The sequence below is a fragment of the Streptomyces phaeolivaceus genome, assembly GCF_009184865.1.
In the GTDB taxonomy this organism is placed as follows: Bacteria; Actinomycetota; Actinomycetes; order Streptomycetales; family Streptomycetaceae; genus Streptomyces; species Streptomyces phaeolivaceus.
Map to the genome: position 1 here is coordinate 3,158,686 of NZ_CP045096.1, position 18,481 is coordinate 3,177,166.

Sequence of the window (18,481 nt, forward strand, 5' to 3'; positions counted from 1 at the left end):
CCAGTACGACCAGAAACCCAGGGCCGGGAACACTGACACCCGGGCGACGTCTGGGGTGCGGCTCCGGGGTGGGCCGAGTGCGCGAAGACCGCTCGGTACCGGCGGTCCGCCGCGTAGCAACAAGCCCTCACCGAGCAGCCCGGCAGTGCGAACACAGAAAGTCATCACTGCGGAAAGGGCGCCACAGTCCTATCGCCCCTATGCGCTCCACGCGCCCAGGTCGCCAAGCGGATGGGGAGCAGGGAAACGGGCGGATCGGAGAGTCGCATTCGACAGGTGATGCTCCTTGTTCAGGGCCTCTACGAGGAGGCCGAGCAGCGTGAGATACCGGCTGGCTAACATCGTGGTCGGCCTCCTGCCGACCCGAAAGCCCGCCCCTCCAATGACCTGGTATTTCCGGGATGTTGTACGTTGACATGCTTCCGGAGCAGGTTCCAGTCTCTTCGGGCTCTTTCTCGTCTGCCGTGGGCGAAGTGAAGGTCTCCGGCAGATACTCACTCGCTGTTCGGGGCCTCGCTGCACATGTATCGACGCCTCAGCCGCGCCGCGGAAACGGGAAGCGGCAGTGCGCGAGCAGGGCTAGATACAGAGGAAACGCTGCGCGAGGCGCACCGGGTGCTGCCCGCGCTGACGAGCCGTCGCACCGTCCTGCTGACCTTGCGGCGCCCCTCGACGTTCCGGCCGTGCCTGGCACGGCCGATAGAATGTCCGGGCCCGGCCGCCACCCCGGTGCGGGGCCCGTGCCCGGCGAGAGGACCCCGCAGTGAGCCAGCACCGTTCCGCCCGTGCGGCGGTGTTCTCGGCCGGCTCCTGGGGTACCGCAGTCGCCAAGATCCTGGCCGACGCCGGCACCAACGTCATCGTGCACGCCCGACGGGACGAGATCGCCGAGGCGATCAATACGGTTCACCGCAACCCTGGTTACTTCCCGGACGTCGAACTGCCCGCCTCCCTGGCGGCCACGACCGACCCTGCCGCCGCGCTTCACCGTGCGGACTACCTCGTGCTGTCCATCCCCGCACAGTCCCTGCGGACCAACCTCGCTCTGTGGACGCCGCACGTCGGGCCCGACACCCTGATCGTGTCCCTGATGAAGGGCATCGAACTGGGCAGCGGGGAACGGGCGAGCCAGGTCATCACCGAGGTAACCGGCGTGAGCGCGGACCGGGTCGCGGTGCTGTCCGGCCCGAACCTTGCCCGCGAGATCATGGACGGCCAGCCTGCCGCCGCCACCGTCGCCTGTCCCGACGAGGACGCCGCCCGCCGCTTCCAGCAGGCGTGCCACACCTCGTACTTCCGGCCCTACACCAGCACCGACGTGATCGGCTGCGAGCTGGGCGGCGCGGTGAAAAACGTCATCGCCCTGGCGGTCGGCATCGCTTCGGGCATGGGCCTGGGCGACAACGCCTCGGCGATGCTCATCACCCGCGGGCTGGCCGAGACCACCCGGCTGGCTGTGGCCATGGGCGCCCACCCGGCCACCCTCGCAGGGCTTGCCGGCCTCGGCGACCTGGTGGCCACCTGCTCGTCCCCGCTCTCCCGCAACCGCACCTTCGGCACCCACCTCGGGCACGGCCTGAGCGTCGAACAGGCGACCGCCGCCACCCGGCAGACCACCGAGGGCGTCAAATCCGCCGAGGCGATTCTCGCCCTGGCTCATGCCCACAGCGTTGAGATGCCGATCACCCAAGTGATCTCCGCCCTGCTGTACGAGAAGGTCACCCTCGACGAGGCCGCAGCCGCGCTGATGCAGCGGCCCCCAAAGCCCGAGTGCTGACCCCCGCTGCTCGTCCCGGAGACGATGCTGTAGGCCATCGCAGCCGCGGATCGAAGCGGAAGACGTCCCAGGACGTCCGGCCGATCACCGCCCGGCCCTCGCACCTTACGTCATAGTCTGCCGAGCATGGATCTCACCATTTGGGCCCGTGATCTGGCCGGGTCTCTCCTCGCCGAGCCCCTGCCTCGGCGCTGGGCACACTCTCAGGGGGTTGCCGCAAGGGCGCAGTTGCTGGCGGGAATCCTGGGCGACGATGCGGAACTCCTGTGGGCCGCAGCGATGCTGCACGACATCGGTTACACGCCGTCGCTCGCCACGACGGGGTTCCATCCGCTGGACGGCGCCCGCTACCTGCGCGACTGTTCGGCCGCGGACGAGCGCCTGGTACGGCTGGTCGCCAACCACTCGTACGCGCTGTTGGAGGCGGAGGAGCGCGGGCTGCGGGAAGAGCTGGAGGGCGAGTTCCCGATCCTCGACCACGCCGGGCTGGTGGATGCTCTCGTGTACTGCGACATGACCACCACCCCGGACGGTACCCCCACGACCGTGGATGCCCGGCTGGCGGAGATCGTCACTCGGTACGACTGCGACAGTGTCGTCGGCCGATTCATCCGCCGAGCCGATGAGGATCTCCGAGCTGCTGTACACAGAGTCGAAGCCCGGCTGATCTTGGCAGAGCGGTAAGGGAGGGCACGGTACTCAGTCGACGTGAGGGAACATCCCGTCCAGGTAGTGGGCGATCTGCTTCCGCATGGAGTGGTGGATGTCGTAGGAGTCCAGTTCGCCGGGCAGGATCCAGCGGACGCCATCGGCCTCGTCGTTGATCGTGGGCTCGCCTCCGACCGGCCGGCCGATCACGGTGACCTCGTATGCCTGCCGGATCTCCCCGTCCGTATAGGCAACCACATGCTCAGGGAGCGAGTACACGCCGAGGAGCCCGGTGGGTTCGGCGTCGATTCCGGTCTCTTCCTTGCATTCCCGGACTGCGCACTGCGATGGGGATTCCCCTATGTCCATGGCTCCCCCGGGCAGAGCCCACTGCCCCGTGTCGCGGCGCCGCTGTAGGAGGATCGCCCCGTCCGCCTCCCGGACTACCAGCATGTTGCACGCCGGGATCAAAGTGTTCGGCTTGGGTGCGTTCTCGTCGTACCAGTACTCCGTACGTCCCATCGCGGGCTGCGCTCCTCACATGGACTCGGGTGACCAGGGCTTTGCAGTCTCCCAGACCGCGTCGAAGCTGCCGGTGTAGTGGTCGAACCAGCCGTCTTCCTCCAGGCGCCGCAGCTCGAACAGGGGGTTTGCGCTGGCGGGCTGCCCCCAGACGTGCGGATTGACCAGGAGCACGTCATCGAAGCGGAAGAGGCTGTTGTAGAGGGTGGTGTCGTGGAGGCGCACCTCGCACCCGGGCGTGCCGATCAGCTTGCGGTAGTAGGTGAGGGACGCCCTGATCTTTGCTGAGAGGGTGCCGCCGATGCCTTCTTCATCGTCCCTGACGGCGACCGCCTTGCCCGATGGGTCACCGAAACAGAGGCGGACCTGAACTCCGGCGTCGGCGCGCTCGGCAAGCATCGCTGCAACGCGCGGGTTGGTCTGGGCGAAGAACGTGCCGCTGAACACCAGTACGTCGATATGTTCCTGAGCGGTCTTCAGGAGGCGGACCCAGGACTTCTGCGGGAAGCTCGCGCGGTTCGGGAAGGCAGCGACCAGTTCGGTCTGCTCGGTCGGCTGCCCCTGCGCCTCGTCCTCCTCGGGCGGCCACAGGTACGACATGTCCACACCGAGATGCTTCGCAACCGCCCATTGGTGCCGACGGAGTGGCTGTCGGCCGATGCTGATCCAGCGCTCCACCGTCTTGACATCAACTTGGCACGAGGCCGCGAGGTCCTCGGGGGTGACCTGCCGCTGGAGCATCACCGTACGCAACCGCTCGTTCACCATCGCATCCTCGCAGGACGTCCGGGGACGCGGCAAGATCTTGCGGGACGCCAGGACGTCCCACAAGGTCACTTCTAACAGGTAGTTCACGCTGCCTACCCTGGTCCCGTGCAGCGAATTGTGTTGTGGGACGTGGACCACACCCTTGTAGAAAACTCCGGTGTGAGCAAGGAGATCTACGCCAGCGCCTTCAAGGCACTAGCTGGGCGGGAGGCCGAGTTGCCTGCTCCAACGGAAGGGCGTACGGATCGGGCGATCATGCGCGAGATGTTCACCCGGCACGGTTTGCCGGATCCTGACTGGGAGCGGGCGCAGCAGGCGCTGGAGAAAGCCGGCCGTTGCCGCGAGGAAGATCTGCGACGGCGGGGTCATGTCCTGCCCGGTGTCGAGGACGCGTTGAAGGCACTCGCGGCGGACCCAGCTATCTGTTCCTCGGTCCTCACCGGCAACATTTCGGCCAATGCCCGCGTCAAGCTCCGTGCGTTCGGGCTTGATGGCCTGCTCGACATGGCTGTTGGCGGGTACGGCGAGGACAGCGACGATCGAGCGCGTCTCGTCGACGCCGCCCGTGCCCGTATCCATGCAGCCCACGGCATCCCACTCGTTGCGCCGACCGTCCTGATCGGGGACACGCCCCGCGATGTGCGCGCCGCGCATGACGCCAAGGCACACTGCATCGCCGTCGCCTCCGGGATCCACTCGGTGGCAGAACTCCGCACCGCCGGGGCCGACGTTGTCGTCCCTGATCTGACCGACACGGAGGGCTTGTTGACCCTCCTGCGGGAAGTCCTGACCTGAGTGGACAGCGGAGCTCCGTAACCAGAGACCGGTGGCCGGGTCAGGGGCGCAACGCGTAGCAGCGCAGCGTGTCCAGGTCTTCGCTGTGGACCGAGGACCAGGACGCGGTCAGCAATTCGGCGTGCTGCGGGCTGATCCCGATGGACTTCCTTTCGTCCGGGAGGCGTTCAGCGAGTGGGGTGACGACCCAGAACGTCCCGCCGGGTGGGAGAAGGTATCGGATGCGGGCGAGGAAGGCCGCCTTGTCCTTGATGAAGGCGAACACCAAGCGGCAGGTGACGGCGGCGTAGCCCGCCTCCGGCAACGTTCGGATGTCCTCGGTCTCGACGTCCAGCCGCTGAAAATGTGGACCGTCGGACGTGTCCTGCTCGGCCTGGGCGATCTCCAGCGCGGCGGAGGCACAGTCGATCGCTGTGGTGCGGTATCCCAGGTCACCATGCAGGTACCGGGCAAGGACACCGTCGCCGCAGCCAATGTCGAGCGCAGGCCGGCCCCTGCCGGCGCCGAGGAAGCGGCTTGTCAGCTGCCGTTCCTCCGGGCCGACGCCGCGGTAGCGGCGCCCCGATGCCCACAGCGGGTCCCAGTATTCGGCCGGGTTGGTGATCGTCATGGGTTGGCGGGCTCCTCGGTCGGGGTCAGGGAGATGGCGGCGGCCGAGCCGAGAGTCCGAACGGGCGACTTCCACAGCACGAGGAACGGGACGGCCAGGGCCGCGGTAATGAGCGTGAGCGTGGGGCGCAGGCCGAACAGGGTTCCCAGCGCGCCGGCAGCGAGCGCGGCGAACGGGCGCAGGCTGAAGGCGAGCCAGGAGCCGGTGGCCTGGGCCCGACCTTGGAGATAGTCGGGGGCGAGTTCCTGGCGGACGGCACGCTGAAGTCCGCCGTGGCACACGGCGGCGCCGGTTTGGATGACCATGCCGACACCGATGGCGATCTGCCCGCCGAGCCCGGGGCCGGCGAGGACGAGCGGAATCTGGGCGAGTGGGTTGAGGGCGAGCGCGCCGAGCATCACCCGGCCCGGGCCCCAGCGTCGTTCCAGGGGCTGCCAGACGAGGGCTCCGAGGATGCCGCCGACGCCGCCGACTCCTCGACCAGGCCATGGTCGCGCCAGCGGCGGAAGAACGTGTACACCCGGTCCCACGGCGGGAAGTCGGCCGGCATCGCCCGCCACTTGATGCCATTGTCCACGAGGTAGCGGATCGCATCGAGTGCAGCCCGGTGGCAGTACGCCTCCGGCCTGCCGCCGCGACCGCGCATCCAGCCCGGCACCGGGAGCAACGGCCGGACGGCCGCCCACTCCGCGTCCGTCATGTCCGTCGGGTAGCGCGGCTGCCGCAACCCGTTGTCGGCGGCGTTTCCGAACCGGTGAGCCAGACAGTCACACTCCCAGGTGACCGAGCTGGACTGCCCGACCGCCAACACGGAAGACTGCTGCATCAGGGCCTCCTGCTGCTCGGTGATTCGACACCAACGAGCTGTTCAGGAGGCCCTGTCCGTATGCGCCAAGCGCCTCACGACCACCCGATCGGGACTCCCGTTCGAAGCGCATCTCTCAAGATCGAAAAGACAACAGCTTCTAAGCATGACGTTTAACGTCGCAGGTCACCCGACCTGCTGTTCTTTCCCGGACAGCGGAGGCGGCCGTTCTCCACGCTTCGAGATGTCGAGTCATGAAGTACAAGAGAACGGCCGCTGTGTATGAGTCTGTCTGTCGACGCGCCCGCAGGCGAGGCGTTGGACGTGTTGTCCCGCTTTCGGGTCGAGTTCTACGAATGCCTCTACGCCCGCGCGGATGCGCTCTTCGAGCTCACCGACGCGGTGCTGTGCGCGGACGGGCCGGTGAAGACGCTGGTCGAGCTGTCGCTGGCGGTCGAGCATCGCCGTGGGCACGGTGCCCTGTACGCAGCCTTGGACCGGGGCTGGACGGAGCCGACGCGGTTGCGCCGGGCCCTGGCCGGCCTGCCGCTGCCAAGGGCGGCCGACGGGCGCGTCGTGCTGGCCGTGGACGTGTCCAACTGGTTGCGCCCGGACGCTCCCACCAGCGACGACCGGCTGTTCTGCCACGTCTATGGACGCGGTGACCGCAAGACGGACCAGCTGATTCCCGGATGGCCGTACTCTTTCGTCGGCGCGATGGAGACCGGCCGCACCTCGTGGGTCGCGCTGCTGGACGCCGTGCGCCTGGGCCCCGCCGATGACGCGACCGCCGTCACCGCCGCCCAACTACGCGATGTCATCCGGCGGTTGACGCAGGCCGGGCACTGGCATCCCGGCGATCCCGAAATCCTGATCGTGATGGACTCCGGCTACGACGTCGCCTACCTCTCCCACGCCCTCGCGGATCTGCCGGTCGTGCTGGTCGGGCGCCTGCGCTCGGACCGCGTCATGCTCCGCGACCCGGGCCCGGCCCGCTCCGGGCCGAAGGGCGGACGGCCCCGCCGGCACGGCGGCGTCCTCACCTTCGCCAAGCCCGACAGCTGGCACGAGCCCGACGTCACCGCGGTCACGGACACCACCCGCTACGGCAAGGCCCAAGCGATCGCCTGGGACCGGATGCACCCAAGGCTCACCCACCGCGGTCCATGGCTGGACCACGCTCAGGAGGAACTGCCCGTTCTGCACGGCACGTTGATCCGTCTCAAGGTCGAGCGCCTGCCGGGCGACCGTGACCCGAAACCGGTCTGGCTGTGGTGCTCCGCCACCGCCGCCACCAGCGCTCAGGTGGACCTGTGGTGGCAGTCCTTCCTGCGCAGATTCGATCTTGAGCACACATTCCGGCTGATGAAACAGACACTCGGGTGGACCGCCCCGCAGGTCCGCCACGCCGACACCGCCGACTTGTGGACCTGGCTCGTCATCGCCGCCCACACCCAGCTCCGCCTCGCCCGCCCCCTCGCCGAAGACCTCCGCCGCCCCTGGGAACGGCGCACCGAACCCCGCCGCCTCACTCCCGCCCGCGTCCGCCGCGGGTTTCGCAACCTCCGACCGACCACGGCCTGCCCGGCAGCCGCGCCGAAACCGTCCCGCCCCGGCCCGGGACGGCCACCCGGTTCGAAGAACAGCAACCGCGCCAAGCGCCACGACGTCGGCAAGACCGTCAAACGCGCCGAAACCATCAAGGAACACCAGGCCCGCCGAGGATAAACGTCAAGCTAAGGGGCCGAAGGCTGGCGCGGCGGCCGGAGCCAGCTGCTCCGGCCGCCGCCATGTCAGCCCTCCTCGTCGTCAGCGGCCACGGCCTGCCGGTGGTTGTCGCGCCAACACCGTCCGCTCCACCAGCCCTCGTGCAACGGGTCTCCACGCCGGATGTGCCCCGGCGTCTTGCCGCACTGCACCCAGCCGCCGTCCTCCAGGTCGGCGTCGAACAACATCGCCGCACACAGATCGTCCACCCGTTCAGGGGTAGGGCCATAGAGCCCCAGCCGGGACAGCAGGCTGTCCACAAGCCCTTCTGCCGCCTGATCGTCGAGCTCCGAAACAGCCGTGATCAGCTCCACGAGCTGCCCGTACGTCCCCTCCGGCGTAATCGTCGGCAGAAGCATCTTCGACGGGATCATCAAGTCCTCCAGCGCCAAGTTGAGCGATACCTTCACTCTTCAGGCTCGGCACGGACCCAAACCGGCAATGAATCTTGAATTTGTGATGCAAGTCACACCACCTGCCGGACTGCGGAGCCGCGCTCACGAGGTCCTTCCTCGTGCCTCCGCCCGAGGGTTTCGTCGGTGCGATGAGGGAGGATTCGTCGGTGGCCCCAATGGCCGGCGGAGGTCACCGGCACCCATCCCCGCGCTGAGTCTCCAACTCCCCAAATGGGTGCGGCATCGGGCCCGTGCGCATTCTGGTCAGCTCGCAGTCTGGTACGTGCGCACCCACGGGAAGCCGCTGGATAGGGTCGGGTACTCCCAGCTTGAGAGGAAGTGGCATGACCGACATCGTGATTGCACAGACGACCATCGACGACGAGGACCAGGCGAAGGCACTGGCTCGGGGCGCGGTTGAGAGCAAGCTGGCAGCGGGCGCTCACATCGACGCACCCATCACCGCCGTCTACTGGTGGAAGAGTGAGATCGAGACGGCGCGGGAGTGGCGGATCTCGTACATGACGACCGCAGGCCGCCTGCCGGAGCTGGAGGCGTGGGTGTCCGAGAGGCACTCGTACGAGGTGCCCCAGTGGGTCACCCTTCCCGTGACAGGCGGATCGGACGCTTACCTGTCCTGGGTCGTTGAGCAGACGACCCAGCGCTGACGCGCTCGCCTCTTGGGCGAGTTCTGCGACGGATGTGGCACGAGCCTCAAGACGCGAACTTCCTTAGATGATCGGCAAGTTCTCGCTCGTTGTCGGGTAGCCAGGTCGCGATGGCTCGGGCACGCTCCTTGCCCATCGTATTGGGCTTGGCCTGACTCGCAGCCGCAAACTGACGTGTTACGTAGACACCTTGTTCGACATCTCCACCGCGTAGCAGCGCGGAAGCGAGGTCGCCGAGCACGACAACACCTCCATCCGATAGGCCATCCCCGAGGCGTTCGACGGCGGTGTCGGCCGTGGCGCTCAGCTCGGATCGTCCCAACTGTCCGTACACGGAGAGTGCCAGTGAGTCCATGCGGTAAGGCGTCACGAATCGGACCCATGCCTGCTCACTTGTGTGATCCGCAAAGTCGTAGGCGAAACGCGCTCGTTCCAATGCACGCAGTGCCTCTGTGTCGTCGCCGAGCGCCGCAGCCTCCTCGGCGTGCCTGCCGAGCACCCAGGCGGCGGCCGTGGCGTTGCCGTGGCCTCGAACGTCCTGGGCTGCCTGGGAAAGAAGCCTCAGCCTCTCCTTGGGCGTCGGAGTTCCGTAGCTGGCGTAGGTCAGGGCCAGGGCTCGGAGCGGAGGGTGTCCGGCAGCCGATGCACACTCCGACGTGACCTGGTAGTAAGCATCAGCCTTGTTGGTCTCCCCCAGGTCCCAGGCCACCCACCCGGCCAGGGCTGCGGTTTCTCCGGCGGCGACAGTAAGAGCCCGTTCGTGCTCTCCGGCACGGGGCAAAGCTGCCGTGATCGCGTCAAGGTGAGACTCGACCGTGCGCTGCAACCGGCGTGCGCTGAGTCCGAGTTCTTGGATGTGCAACTCAGCGGCTCGGTCGACGAGAGCGGCCACGGAAGGCGCGTCGGCCTTGGAACCCCTACTGAGGGCGAGAGCGAGCCGTCCCCATGGCTCGGCAGCCGCGCTCACTCCGATGGCAGCGCCCCCCAACAACGTGCGGCGCTTCACGTCCTCCTGGTCCTCCTCTTCACGAGCGGAGTCCTTTCTCTTCCTGGCGCGAGCGGCCTTGGCCTCCCGCCTCAAGTCTTCGAATGAGACGCCGCAGGCCGCCGCGATCTGTTCAAGCGTGTGGTTGGTCGGGACGTTCTCGAACCGTTCGTAACGGCTGATCTCTCGACGGGTCATGGTGTCCCGGCCGGAGACAGCGTTGATGGCGGCTGCCTGCTGCTCCTGCGTCCGGCCTGCGTCCTTCCGGAGCCGGAGGAGCAGTTCGGCGAACGGATCTGCCATGAGTGTGACCTCTGTCCGGGAGTGGAATCCAATCATGGCTTCAATTCCCCCTCCAGTTTCCCCCCTTGACAGATTTTTCCCCCTCCGAATTCCCCTGGTCCGGGGCCCGGACACGCGATGCGATGGGCCCATGACGACGTTCCGCAGGGCGGCACCGCCCCCGCTCACGAGGAGGACCATCCCGTCGGCCGGACCTTGGCTGAGGAGAGACCGACTCTGCAACGCAGCCAGGCTGTCGGGTCGAGGCTCGCTCCTTCTTGCCCAAGAGAAGGCTGGCGGTGGGCAGCGCCTTTCCCGCCCAGCGGGCGTACGCGTCAGCGTCGTGCCACGTCACCCAGACCACGGGATGGTCGTACAGGGCACTGGGGCAACGCCGCCCGGTCCAGTGCTGCGGGGGCCGGTGCCCCGTGGCACGGATGAACTGCTCGTAGTCAAGGTTAGTCGTCGGGTAGATGCCTTCCTCGATCAGCACCATGACCTTGCCGTCGACCAGATGTCTTATGGTGCGCGGATCGCGGCGCAGCAGCTCCTCGGTTCGCTCGTCGTGCCCCACCGCGGCTTGCTCGGTGAGGAGCTGAGCGAACCGCCACTGGGCGTCGGGGGACGATGTGGAGAGCAGGGTGTCCAGCGCGGCCTGATTGTTGGGGTGGGGCTTGATCGATTCACCCCGCCCCTCCCAGTTCACGAGCTGCCTGGTGCTGATGCCGACCTTGGCGGAGAAGTCCTTACCGATCATGCGCAGCGCTTCGCGCAGCAGAGCGACTTCCCGGCCGGTCCACCGTGTGACCCCCGTTGTCACGCTCGCCCCCTACGGCTACAGGGTCTCGCCGAGGATGGCCAGGTACGTCTCACGGAGCACAGTCAGCACGGGGTGTTCAGTCGGCAGTTCCTTATCGTCGATCGCAGACAGGGCCCGAACCCCGATGCTGGTGTTCGTCGCGAAGACCGCCGCCATCTGCTTGGCCTGATCGAGGGTGACGGGGGCGGTGCGGTGCTCGACGCCATTGGCGTGCTTCTGGAGGAGCGCCATCGTCACACCGGGCAGGACGGGCGCCTGCGGCCACACCACCGTTCCGTTGCCGTCGATGAAGGCGACGTTCCAGGTGCCGCCCTCGCTCACGAGACTGTCGCGGCCGACGAACAAGGCGTCGCCGAACCCTGCGCGCTGCGCTGCCCCTCAGGCGTTCAGGGCACCGAAGAGGCCGACATGCTTTACCTCGGGCAGGTCGCGCTCGTACGGCACGCTCATGGCACGCAGTGGTTCTGGGGGCAGGGCGCCGGCACTGCGTACGGACACCAGGATGTGCGGCTCGTCGGCGTCGGCCGAGTGTCCCATCTCGGCCCTCGGGTCGTAGATCGTGACTCGGACGACGCACGGGCCGCTCTGCCCCTCCAGGCCCCGGCGGACGTAATCGCGAACGAGCGCGGTGTCCAGGTCCGCGCCCCACACGGTCTTGCAGTCCCGTACGAGTCGTTCCATGTGCAGCGTCAGGCCCCGGATGCTGCCGTCGCCATCGACGCGCATGGACGTGAAGTGACCGAAGTTGGTCAGGGCCAGGGGGAGCAAGTCGTCTGCGGACACGGGGTTTCCATCAAGAGTTGCCACGCCACCCAGCATCTCAGGGCCGTCCATTCCTCCGGCACCCCAATCGGGGTTACTGACGAGTCAACTTCGTTGAAACTTCCTTCCCATTGCGATGCCACACAGTGTTCGCTTGTCACCGTGCGAACACGCCTGGTGATCGATGGAACGAGGCGTGCCACGCGACGCAATGACGACGTATGCCGCACGATCCCCCACACCGCCCACTCGGGAGGCCCTCGATGAGCCCGGCTACAGCCGTCGCGCCGGCAGCCACGAAGGCGCCGCCGCAGACGTCGCGCGCCTTCGACTTGGCCTTTACCCCTGCCCCACCCCTTGTCAGACAGGCACGCAGGATCACCCGCGCATTCCTGCGTCTGTGGAACGTGAACGGCGAACTGGCCGAGAACATCGTGCTCGCCGTCTCCGAGCTGGTCACCAACGCCGTCGAGCACGGGACCGGAGACGTGGGACTCCGGATCCAGTACCCCGACGGCGAATTGCGGATCGAGGTCACTGACGACAACCCGGCCCCAGCCGAACTGCGCCACGCTGACGACGAGGAACTGTCGGGCCGCGGCCTGTTCCTCATCGCCGTCCTCGCACGGACGTGGGGCGTCAGCGACGACGGCAGGACGACGTGGTGCGTCTTCCGCGTCCCTGCGAGGAGGTCGTGATGACCCCAGTCACTCCTGAAGCCGCAGCAGGAATGAGCCAGCGACGCTCCACCAACGATGTGAATGCATTACTTGCATCCTCATCCCCTTCCATGTCCTCAACAGCGCCATCTGAGGGGCGGATCAGAAAGCCTCAGCCTCAACGACGCGCCGCGGTTGGGTTGCTTGACCCCGATAGTGATCCGGACGGCAGGACGTCCCAGGACGTCCCGACAGAGTCCTGTGCGGCGGTACCGGCGTCTCCGAGCTCCCTGAACGATGCCCTTGTAGCTCGCCGCACCGTGTCCTCCTTGAACGAACCGCCCTTGTCGGCGAGTGGCGGCTCGAAATGCCTCGGCGGCTCCTCTTCAGGGGCCGCCGAGGCGACGCCCCGATCGCCAACTTCGGACCTAGCTAGTGGAGTTGTCCTTATGCCTCGCACCACAACCTCGGCCCCTCCAGTCGGCGGTCGGCAGGTGGACGGCGGCTCCTGGCCGGAGGGCTCATTCCAGGAACTTGGCTGTGAACTGAGGACCGTTGTATCGACCCTCGCACCCAGGCCGTCGCCCCTCGCGGTGCAGGAGACCCTTCATCATGAAGTGACCAGACTGGTCTTCATCGAGACTGCCTCCGTCAGCGAAGACCCGGACGAGCGACATGTCCAACTACTTCTCATGCGCGGCCACTTGATGCGACTGCTCGGAGCAGTCGTTCCCGTCGATGCCAACGAGCCTCCCCTAGAAGGGGATCGATTGGTCTCACGCGTGCGTGCCCTACTCGACGAAGAGATTCCCGGCGACGCCGTGCATGCGGCGCCCCTGCACCGGCGGATGTCCGAGGTCGGGCGGGAACTGCTCGCCATCCTTCCTACTGTCGACGCCTCTGACGACGTGGTCGACGGGTGGGGCAGGACTGTGTGCGCCGGGTTCGATTCGACGCGTATCCGCGAAGCCATTCGTGCGGCGAAATCCTGGGAGCAGGCGGGGGTGTACCCGCATCCGCACACCCTCGCGGCGGTCACGCAAGCGCTCAGCGGCTACGTCACGACGCTCGTCCCCTACGTCTCGATCCACATGGAATCGCTCTCCGCCGGGAGTCGAGGGTGGTCCGCATGCGGTGGGGCGATCGAACGCTCGCAGGAGGCCCGCGATGTCGCTCCGGCAGAGGGGCTCAAGGCGGCGAGGAAGCACGCATACCGTCTCGCGGTCCACACCGAGGCCCTGCTGCGCTACGCCGAACAGGACTGCGAGCGGGACGGTGAGTGACATGGCCAGGACCTATCGCGCGGCGCACCCTCAGCGGATTCACCGTGCTCCGGCCTCCCCACCAAATTCGGGCTCCCCCCGCAAAGACGAGCCAGCCCCAGGGCGCGTCCGACGTGGCTGGCGACAGGCTCGCGCGCACCGAGGCGCCGTCCTCCTCGCTACCGCCATCAGCCTGCCTACCGTCTACGTCCTCGCCGAACTCGCCCTGCAGCTCTACGGCGGTTCGTAGCTCACGCCCCAACCAGCCGACCAGCAAAGTGGGCCGGCCCCGATAAGACGACGACTGTTCCAGAACACCGAAGGAGTACGACCATGCCGGCCCCGGACGAGACCATCTCGCCGCCGCTTTCCCCTCAGGAGCGGGAGGCTCTGCTGGGCATCTCTCAGGGGAGGACGACCTCAGAGACGGCCTGCGACATGGGAGTGTCCGACAGCACGGTCAAGACGTACATCCTCCGGATCGGCGGAAAGCTCGGAACTTGCGAGCGGGCGGGCATGGTGGACCTCGCCTACCGTCACGGGCACTTGGACGTCCCCGGGCCTGTGGACCACGTCGTCGAGCTGCCGGAGGAGCAGCGCACCGTCCTGGCCGGGCTCGCCGGCGGAAAGACCGTCGAGGAGATCGCGGCCGACGAGAAGCGTCCGCTGGACGACGTGCGCAAGGACGCTCGACGCCTGCTGCGGGCGCTGGGTGCTTCCTCGGCCGCGCACACGGTCACGCGAGGATGGCAGTTCCGTCTCCTGGGCCCCGCGACTGGCCGTGAAAACTCCGGAAACGTCGTCTCCGTGGCAGGACAGGCATGAACGCCCGCGTCGAGGCCGGCAGCCTGCGACCGGGCAGTGGCCACGTTCACCAGCACGCGGGGGACGTGTTCACCTGCGACCGGCGACAGGACTTCGTGCCCAACGTGATCCGTACGCACCGAGGTGGGCGCTGGCGCAGGGTGGACCGGAGTAAGAACGCCGGGGAGTGGGCGAAGTTCGTCCATCGCTCCGAGATGCTCGTGTTCGACGTCGACGACGGAGGGGAGGGCGGCCCCGGCATCGTCACGGGAGTGATCTCGTCCAAAGAAGACGTTGCGGCGCGCCTGGCCGCACTCGCTCCAGTGCTGGGGACGGCCGTGGCCGAGATCGGCACGGACTGCGGCTGGACGGCAGCCTGTCTGGAGCACCTTCTCCAGGGCGGCCAGGTGGTGACGGTCGCGGACACAGAACGTCTCGCCGAGATCGCCCGGCAGCGCCTGCGCCCCTACCCGCGGGTGCGGGTGGTCAGCGGGCCCGCCGCCGGGGTCTTGGGTCCGGCGGGTTCGTTCCACGGGCTCCTGTCCCATCGTGCGGTACGCCGCGTGCCGTGGGAGTGGGTCACCCGGGTTCGTCCGGGCGGCCGAGTGTGCCTGCCCGTGCGTACCGCTCTGGGCGGATCCAGCACGCTGCTCGTCCTGACCGTGGCGCGGGACGGGGCGTCGGCCAGTGGACGGTTCCACGCCGGACCGGCTCCGCAGACCGTGTGGCTTCGCGAGCACCGCCCTGGTGAGGGCACCTCCGTCGAGTCGCAGGGCAGCCCGCGGGCGTCGGAAGCCCTGGACGCGAGGAGGGCGCACGTACGGCCGGCGGCCAGGTTGTTCGCCGGTCTGCTTCGCCCTGACCTTCGGATGCAGGTCGTGCGCGGCGTTGCGCAGCTCGAAGGCGACGTTGCCGACCGCCTGCGTATTCATGACCACCAGGCGTCTCGGGCAGTGGTCTTCCTACACTCCCCCCGCATCTACGAGTGGGGGCCGCGCGATCTCGGCTCTGATCTGTTCGACGCGCTCGGTCAGTGGCACGCGGCCGGAGAACCAGAGGTTGAGCAACTGGGCGTGACGATCACGGAGACCGAACACACACTGTGGCTGGGTGCACCGGACGGTCCGTCGTGGCGTCTGCCCGAACTCCACACGATCACCGGCGAGGTGGAGCGGCATGCGACCTGACCATCCGATGCTCCTCCACCCCTCCGCAGCGATCGCTGAGTTGCAGGCACGGCCGTCGAGCGCCCGGATGCAGAACTACCTGCTCGGCGGGCGGGACAACTACATCGTCGACCGTGACGGCGCCCGTCGGGCGGCCGACCGGATGCCGTTCCTGGAGAGCGCCGTCCGCCACGAGCGCAGGTACGTGCTCCTGATGGTGCAGGCCCTGGCCATCGCGGGCATCCGGCAGCTGGTCGACTTCGGCTGCGGCCTTCCCCACGGCCCAACGCCGGTGGATGTCCTGACCCGCATTCATCCCGACGCCCGCGCCGTGTGCATCGACAACGACGTGCTGGTGCACACCCACGCCGAAGGAATGATGACGGCCAAGGCGCCCGCTGTCGTGGCGAGCCTGTGCGCCGACGTACGCGCCCCCGAATCGATCCTCGTTTCCAGAGAAATCCTGGAGACGATCAACTGGCGAGAACCGGTCATCCTTCTCCTCGGCAGCGTGCTCCACCACATCGAGGACACCGAGACGCAGCCCCTGACCGTCCTCGTCGACCAATACAAACACGTCGCCGCCACCGGCAGCGCTCTCGTCATCACGCACGCCACCGCCGACGTCTCGGGCAAACCCGTACGCAAATTCGCCAAGACCATGACGGCAGCCGGCTGCCCCGTCCACCTGCGGACGAAGGAACAGATCTCCCGGCTGTTCGACGGCTGGCAACTGACCGCCCCGGGCCTGACCGCGCCACAGACACTGACACTCGAATACCCGGTCCTGCCCCAGGCAGCCTCGTACGCCGGCACGGCCCGAAAGGAGACCGCGCATGGCCGAGCTGTTTGATCAGAAGACCGACGTGATCAAGCCGGTGACCAGCCAACTCCCCATGGTGTCCCGGCTAGAATCCGTGGCGTCCGGAAACGGGCACCCGGGCGTCGCGGTCACTGACGCTGGACGTCACGTCTGCACCCCGGAGATCCGCATGCCCAATACCCGTCCCTTCTCGCGCGTTCCCATAAACCCCTTTGTGGGTCGGTTGGCCGATGCCACGCCATGGTGCCCGGACGCGAGTCGGTGTCGGCCGCACCCCCGTCTGGCAGGCCAGCGGTGAACAGGCCGACAGCCTCGCATCGAGGCGGGGACGACATGGCGCAGCGCCACCGGGAGCCGGTCGGCGTCCATCTCATCCTGCGGCGTGGCGGCGAGGTGCTGCTGAGCCGGAGGGCGGGCGACACCTATGCCTTGGGCTTGCCTGGAAACCCAGAATCCCGACCGCCACGCCTACACCTTCGAACGGATCCAGGAGCTGCCCCTGGGGCGCTGAACAGCAGCCGGCTTCCGCCAGTCGGCATCCATCGCCGAACCACCCTGCAATTGGCGCCGACGCCGGAGGCGAAGGCGCACGAGGCCCCGTAAGGAACCCCTCTATGACCGATGTGACCGTGGCCCCCGACGAGGCCACCCGGCTCCGCAACAAGGTCGTCGACCAGCTCAAGGAGGACGGCACGATCGTGTCGCCGGCGGTCGAAGCCGCCATGCGTAAGGTGCCCCGGCACCTAGCCGTGCCCGAGGCGCCGCTCAGCGACGCATACAGCACGTACAATGCCGTGATCACCAAGGAGGACGAGCACGGCAATCACACCAGCTCGGTGTCCGCTCCGCAGATCCAGGCGATGCAGCTGGAGCAGGCCAGCATCCGCCCGGGCGACAACGTGCTGGAGATCGGCACCAACGGGCCGAACGCCGCCTACCTCGCGGAGCTGGTCGGGCCCACCGGTCAGGTCACCACCGTCGACATCGACCCCGCGCCCGCCGACCGAGCCAAGCGGTTCCTCACCGAGACCGGCTACACGGGCGTCAACGTCGTCGTCGCCGACGCCGAGAACGGACTTCCCGGGAACGCCCCCTACGACGCGATCGTGGTGACGGTCGGCGCCTGGGACATCCCGCCCGCCTGGATCGACCAGCTCAAGGACGACGGCCGGCTTGTCGTGCCGCTGCGCATCAACGGCCTCACCCGCACGTACGGGTTCGTCCGGCAGGCTGACCATCTCGTCGCCACCAGCGCCCACGTGTGCGGTTTCGTGGCGGCACAGGGCGCAGGCTCGCACACGCAGCAGGTCATGCAGTTCCCCGGAGAGGAGGGCGTCACGCTGCGCTTCGACGAGGGCTTGCCCGCCAACCCGTCGCTGCTGGACGGCGTACTGGACAGCGCCCGCGCCGAGACGTGGACCGGGGTGACCGTCGCCAGCCAGGAGCCCATCGGCACCCTCCAGATGTATCTGTCCACGCAGGTCCCGACGTACTGCTTCATGTCCGCCGACCCTGAGTTGACCACCGGCAGGATCGGTCCCACGGGCAGCGGCTGGTCCATGGTCGCCATCGACGGGCCGCACTTCGCCTACACCGTCGTGCGCCGCGACACCGAGAAGAAGACCGCGGAGTACGGGGTCCACGCCTTCGGACCCGACGCGGCCGAGTTCGCTGAGCGAATCACCGACATCTTCCGCACCTGGGGCGAAAAGGTCCGCGGCAGTGACGGCCCGCGCATCGCCGTCTACCCGGCGGGCACGCCCGATGACCGGATCACCGGCGACCGGATCATCGACAAGAGGCACAGCCGGATTTCGATCTCCTGGCCGGCCGTCTGAACCGCGGCGCTGGGCCAGGGCGTTCTGCACCATCCCATCGGACAAAGAGAGTGATCACATGACCACCGCCGTACTGCACAGCGTCCCCGCCCCGGTCGGCCTGCCGGTCGACGCCCTCGCCGACGACGACTTCGAGCTCGACATCCGGGTCGTCATCTCCGAGAGCCCCCTCACCGTCTTCATGTGCCCCACCAGCGACGGCTGCGGCAACACCTGCGTGAACGGGGCCAGCGCCTGCCAGTCCTCCATCGAGGACGCCGCCTGACACGCGGCGTCCGCCGGGGCGACAGCCGATCATCGCTGCCGCCCCGGCACCCCCCGTCCG

General features: G+C 67.8%; 20 protein-coding genes and 1 pseudogene. 12 read left to right on the forward strand and 9 right to left on the reverse strand.

The window, feature by feature from the left end; genetic code table 11:
• Nucleotides 1–763: 763 nt before the first annotated feature.
• A complete protein-coding gene (locus F9278_RS14640; RefSeq protein WP_152168731.1) occupies nt 764–1,777 on the forward strand; it encodes an NAD(P)H-dependent glycerol-3-phosphate dehydrogenase in 1,014 nt (337 codons plus the stop codon).
• 126 nt (nt 1,778–1,903) lie between these two features.
• Nucleotides 1,904–2,461, forward strand: coding sequence for an HD domain-containing protein (locus F9278_RS14645; RefSeq protein WP_152168732.1), 558 nt, complete (start codon nt 1,904–1,906; stop codon nt 2,459–2,461).
• Nucleotides 2,462–2,476: 15 nt separating this feature from the next.
• Here the strand turns inward: F9278_RS14645 and F9278_RS14650 are convergent, their stop codons facing one another.
• Both F9278_RS14650 and F9278_RS14655 read right to left on the reverse strand, forming a co-directional pair.
• Entirely contained in the window at nt 2,477–2,947 is a 471-nt protein-coding gene (locus tag F9278_RS14650; RefSeq protein WP_152168733.1) for an NUDIX hydrolase, read from the reverse strand.
• 15 nt (nt 2,948–2,962) lie between these two features.
• Complete coding sequence (locus F9278_RS14655; RefSeq protein ID WP_152173866.1) at nt 2,963–3,712, reverse strand: helix-turn-helix domain-containing protein; 750 nt, start codon at nt 3,710–3,712, stop codon at nt 2,963–2,965.
• A 108-nt stretch (nt 3,713–3,820) separates the two neighbouring features.
• Here F9278_RS14655 and F9278_RS14660 point away from each other — a divergent pair, with 108 nt between their 5' ends.
• The gene (locus F9278_RS14660) at nt 3,821–4,510 is read left to right on the forward strand and encodes an HAD family hydrolase (protein WP_152168734.1); all 690 of its coding nucleotides are present in this window, start codon (nt 3,821–3,823) and stop codon (nt 4,508–4,510) included.
• Between the two features lie 40 nt (nt 4,511–4,550).
• On the opposite strand, the gene F9278_RS14665 is transcribed toward F9278_RS14660, so the two are convergent.
• From F9278_RS14665 to F9278_RS48705, 3 genes are read right to left on the reverse strand one after another with little or no spacing between them, the layout of a single operon-like run.
• Nucleotides 4,551–5,120, reverse strand: a complete 570-nt coding sequence (locus F9278_RS14665) for a class I SAM-dependent methyltransferase (RefSeq protein WP_152168735.1) — start codon at nt 5,118–5,120, stop codon at nt 4,551–4,553.
• Nucleotides 5,117–5,521: a hypothetical protein gene (locus F9278_RS14670; RefSeq protein ID WP_152168736.1), complete on the reverse strand. Its 405-nt coding sequence runs from the start codon at nt 5,519–5,521 to the stop codon at nt 5,117–5,119. Before F9278_RS14670 ends, F9278_RS14665 begins: the two co-directional genes overlap by 4 nt.
• Complete coding sequence (locus F9278_RS48705; protein WP_404818886.1) at nt 5,518–5,946, reverse strand: transposase; 429 nt, start codon at nt 5,944–5,946, stop codon at nt 5,518–5,520. The genes F9278_RS14670 and F9278_RS48705 overlap by 4 nt, the downstream gene beginning before the upstream one ends.
• Nucleotides 5,947–6,207: 261 nt before the next feature.
• On the opposite strand from F9278_RS48705, the gene F9278_RS14680 reads away from it, so the two are divergent.
• Nucleotides 6,208–7,653: an NF041680 family putative transposase gene (locus tag F9278_RS14680; protein ID WP_152168737.1), complete on the forward strand. Its 1,446-nt coding sequence runs from the start codon at nt 6,208–6,210 to the stop codon at nt 7,651–7,653.
• Between the two features lie 65 nt (nt 7,654–7,718).
• Here the strand turns inward: F9278_RS14680 and F9278_RS14685 are convergent, their stop codons facing one another.
• Nucleotides 7,719–8,084, reverse strand: a complete 366-nt coding sequence (locus F9278_RS14685; RefSeq protein WP_152168738.1) for a hypothetical protein — start codon at nt 8,082–8,084, stop codon at nt 7,719–7,721.
• Between the two features lie 347 nt (nt 8,085–8,431).
• Between F9278_RS14685 and cutA the strand changes: the two genes are divergently transcribed.
• Nucleotides 8,432–8,755 carry a divalent-cation tolerance protein CutA gene (cutA, locus tag F9278_RS14690; RefSeq protein WP_152168739.1) on the forward strand — a complete coding sequence of 108 codons (324 nt, stop codon included), beginning with the start codon at nt 8,432–8,434 and terminating at the stop codon, nt 8,753–8,755.
• 46 nt (nt 8,756–8,801) lie between these two features.
• Here cutA and F9278_RS14695 read toward each other — a convergent pair whose 3' ends face one another.
• The 3 genes and pseudogenes from F9278_RS14695 to F9278_RS14705 form a co-directional block, all read right to left on the reverse strand.
• The gene (locus tag F9278_RS14695; RefSeq protein ID WP_152168740.1) at nt 8,802–10,043 is read right to left on the reverse strand and encodes a helix-turn-helix transcriptional regulator; all 1,242 of its coding nucleotides are present in this window, start codon (nt 10,041–10,043) and stop codon (nt 8,802–8,804) included.
• 40 nt (nt 10,044–10,083) lie between these two features.
• A complete protein-coding gene (locus F9278_RS14700; RefSeq protein WP_226966739.1) occupies nt 10,084–10,842 on the reverse strand; it encodes an SUMF1/EgtB/PvdO family nonheme iron enzyme in 759 nt (252 codons plus the stop codon).
• 15 nt (nt 10,843–10,857) lie between these two features.
• A pseudogene (locus tag F9278_RS14705) lies at nt 10,858–11,661 on the reverse strand (aminotransferase class IV family protein).
• A 206-nt stretch (nt 11,662–11,867) separates the two neighbouring features.
• On the opposite strand from F9278_RS14705, the gene F9278_RS14710 reads away from it, so the two are divergent.
• The 7 genes from F9278_RS14710 (at nt 11,868) to F9278_RS14745 (ending at nt 18,421) form a co-directional block, all read left to right on the forward strand.
• Nucleotides 11,868–12,302 carry an ATP-binding protein gene (locus F9278_RS14710; RefSeq protein WP_152168741.1) on the forward strand — a complete coding sequence of 145 codons (435 nt, stop codon included), beginning with the start codon at nt 11,868–11,870 and terminating at the stop codon, nt 12,300–12,302.
• A 578-nt stretch (nt 12,303–12,880) separates the two neighbouring features.
• Nucleotides 12,881–13,546 (forward strand): DUF6415 family natural product biosynthesis protein, encoded by a 666-nt coding sequence (locus F9278_RS14715; protein ID WP_152168742.1) that lies wholly within the window; start codon nt 12,881–12,883, stop codon nt 13,544–13,546.
• A gap of 312 nt (nt 13,547–13,858) precedes the next feature.
• Nucleotides 13,859–14,350, forward strand: a complete 492-nt coding sequence (locus F9278_RS14720; RefSeq protein ID WP_152168743.1) for a LuxR C-terminal-related transcriptional regulator — start codon at nt 13,859–13,861, stop codon at nt 14,348–14,350.
• The gene (locus tag F9278_RS14725; protein WP_152168744.1) at nt 14,347–15,516 is read left to right on the forward strand and encodes a protein-L-isoaspartate O-methyltransferase family protein; all 1,170 of its coding nucleotides are present in this window, start codon (nt 14,347–14,349) and stop codon (nt 15,514–15,516) included. Before F9278_RS14720 ends, F9278_RS14725 begins: the two co-directional genes overlap by 4 nt.
• A complete protein-coding gene (locus tag F9278_RS14730) occupies nt 15,506–16,348 on the forward strand; it encodes an SAM-dependent methyltransferase (protein WP_152168745.1) in 843 nt (280 codons plus the stop codon). Before F9278_RS14725 ends, F9278_RS14730 begins: the two co-directional genes overlap by 11 nt.
• A gap of 584 nt (nt 16,349–16,932) precedes the next feature.
• On the forward strand, nt 16,933–18,156 hold the full coding sequence (fxlM, locus tag F9278_RS14740) for a methyltransferase, FxLD system (protein ID WP_152168747.1): 1,224 nt from the start codon (nt 16,933–16,935) through the stop codon (nt 18,154–18,156).
• A 58-nt stretch (nt 18,157–18,214) separates the two neighbouring features.
• On the forward strand, nt 18,215–18,421 hold the full coding sequence (locus tag F9278_RS14745) for an FxLD family lanthipeptide (RefSeq protein WP_107446631.1): 207 nt from the start codon (nt 18,215–18,217) through the stop codon (nt 18,419–18,421).
• Nucleotides 18,422–18,481: the final 60 nt, after the last annotated feature.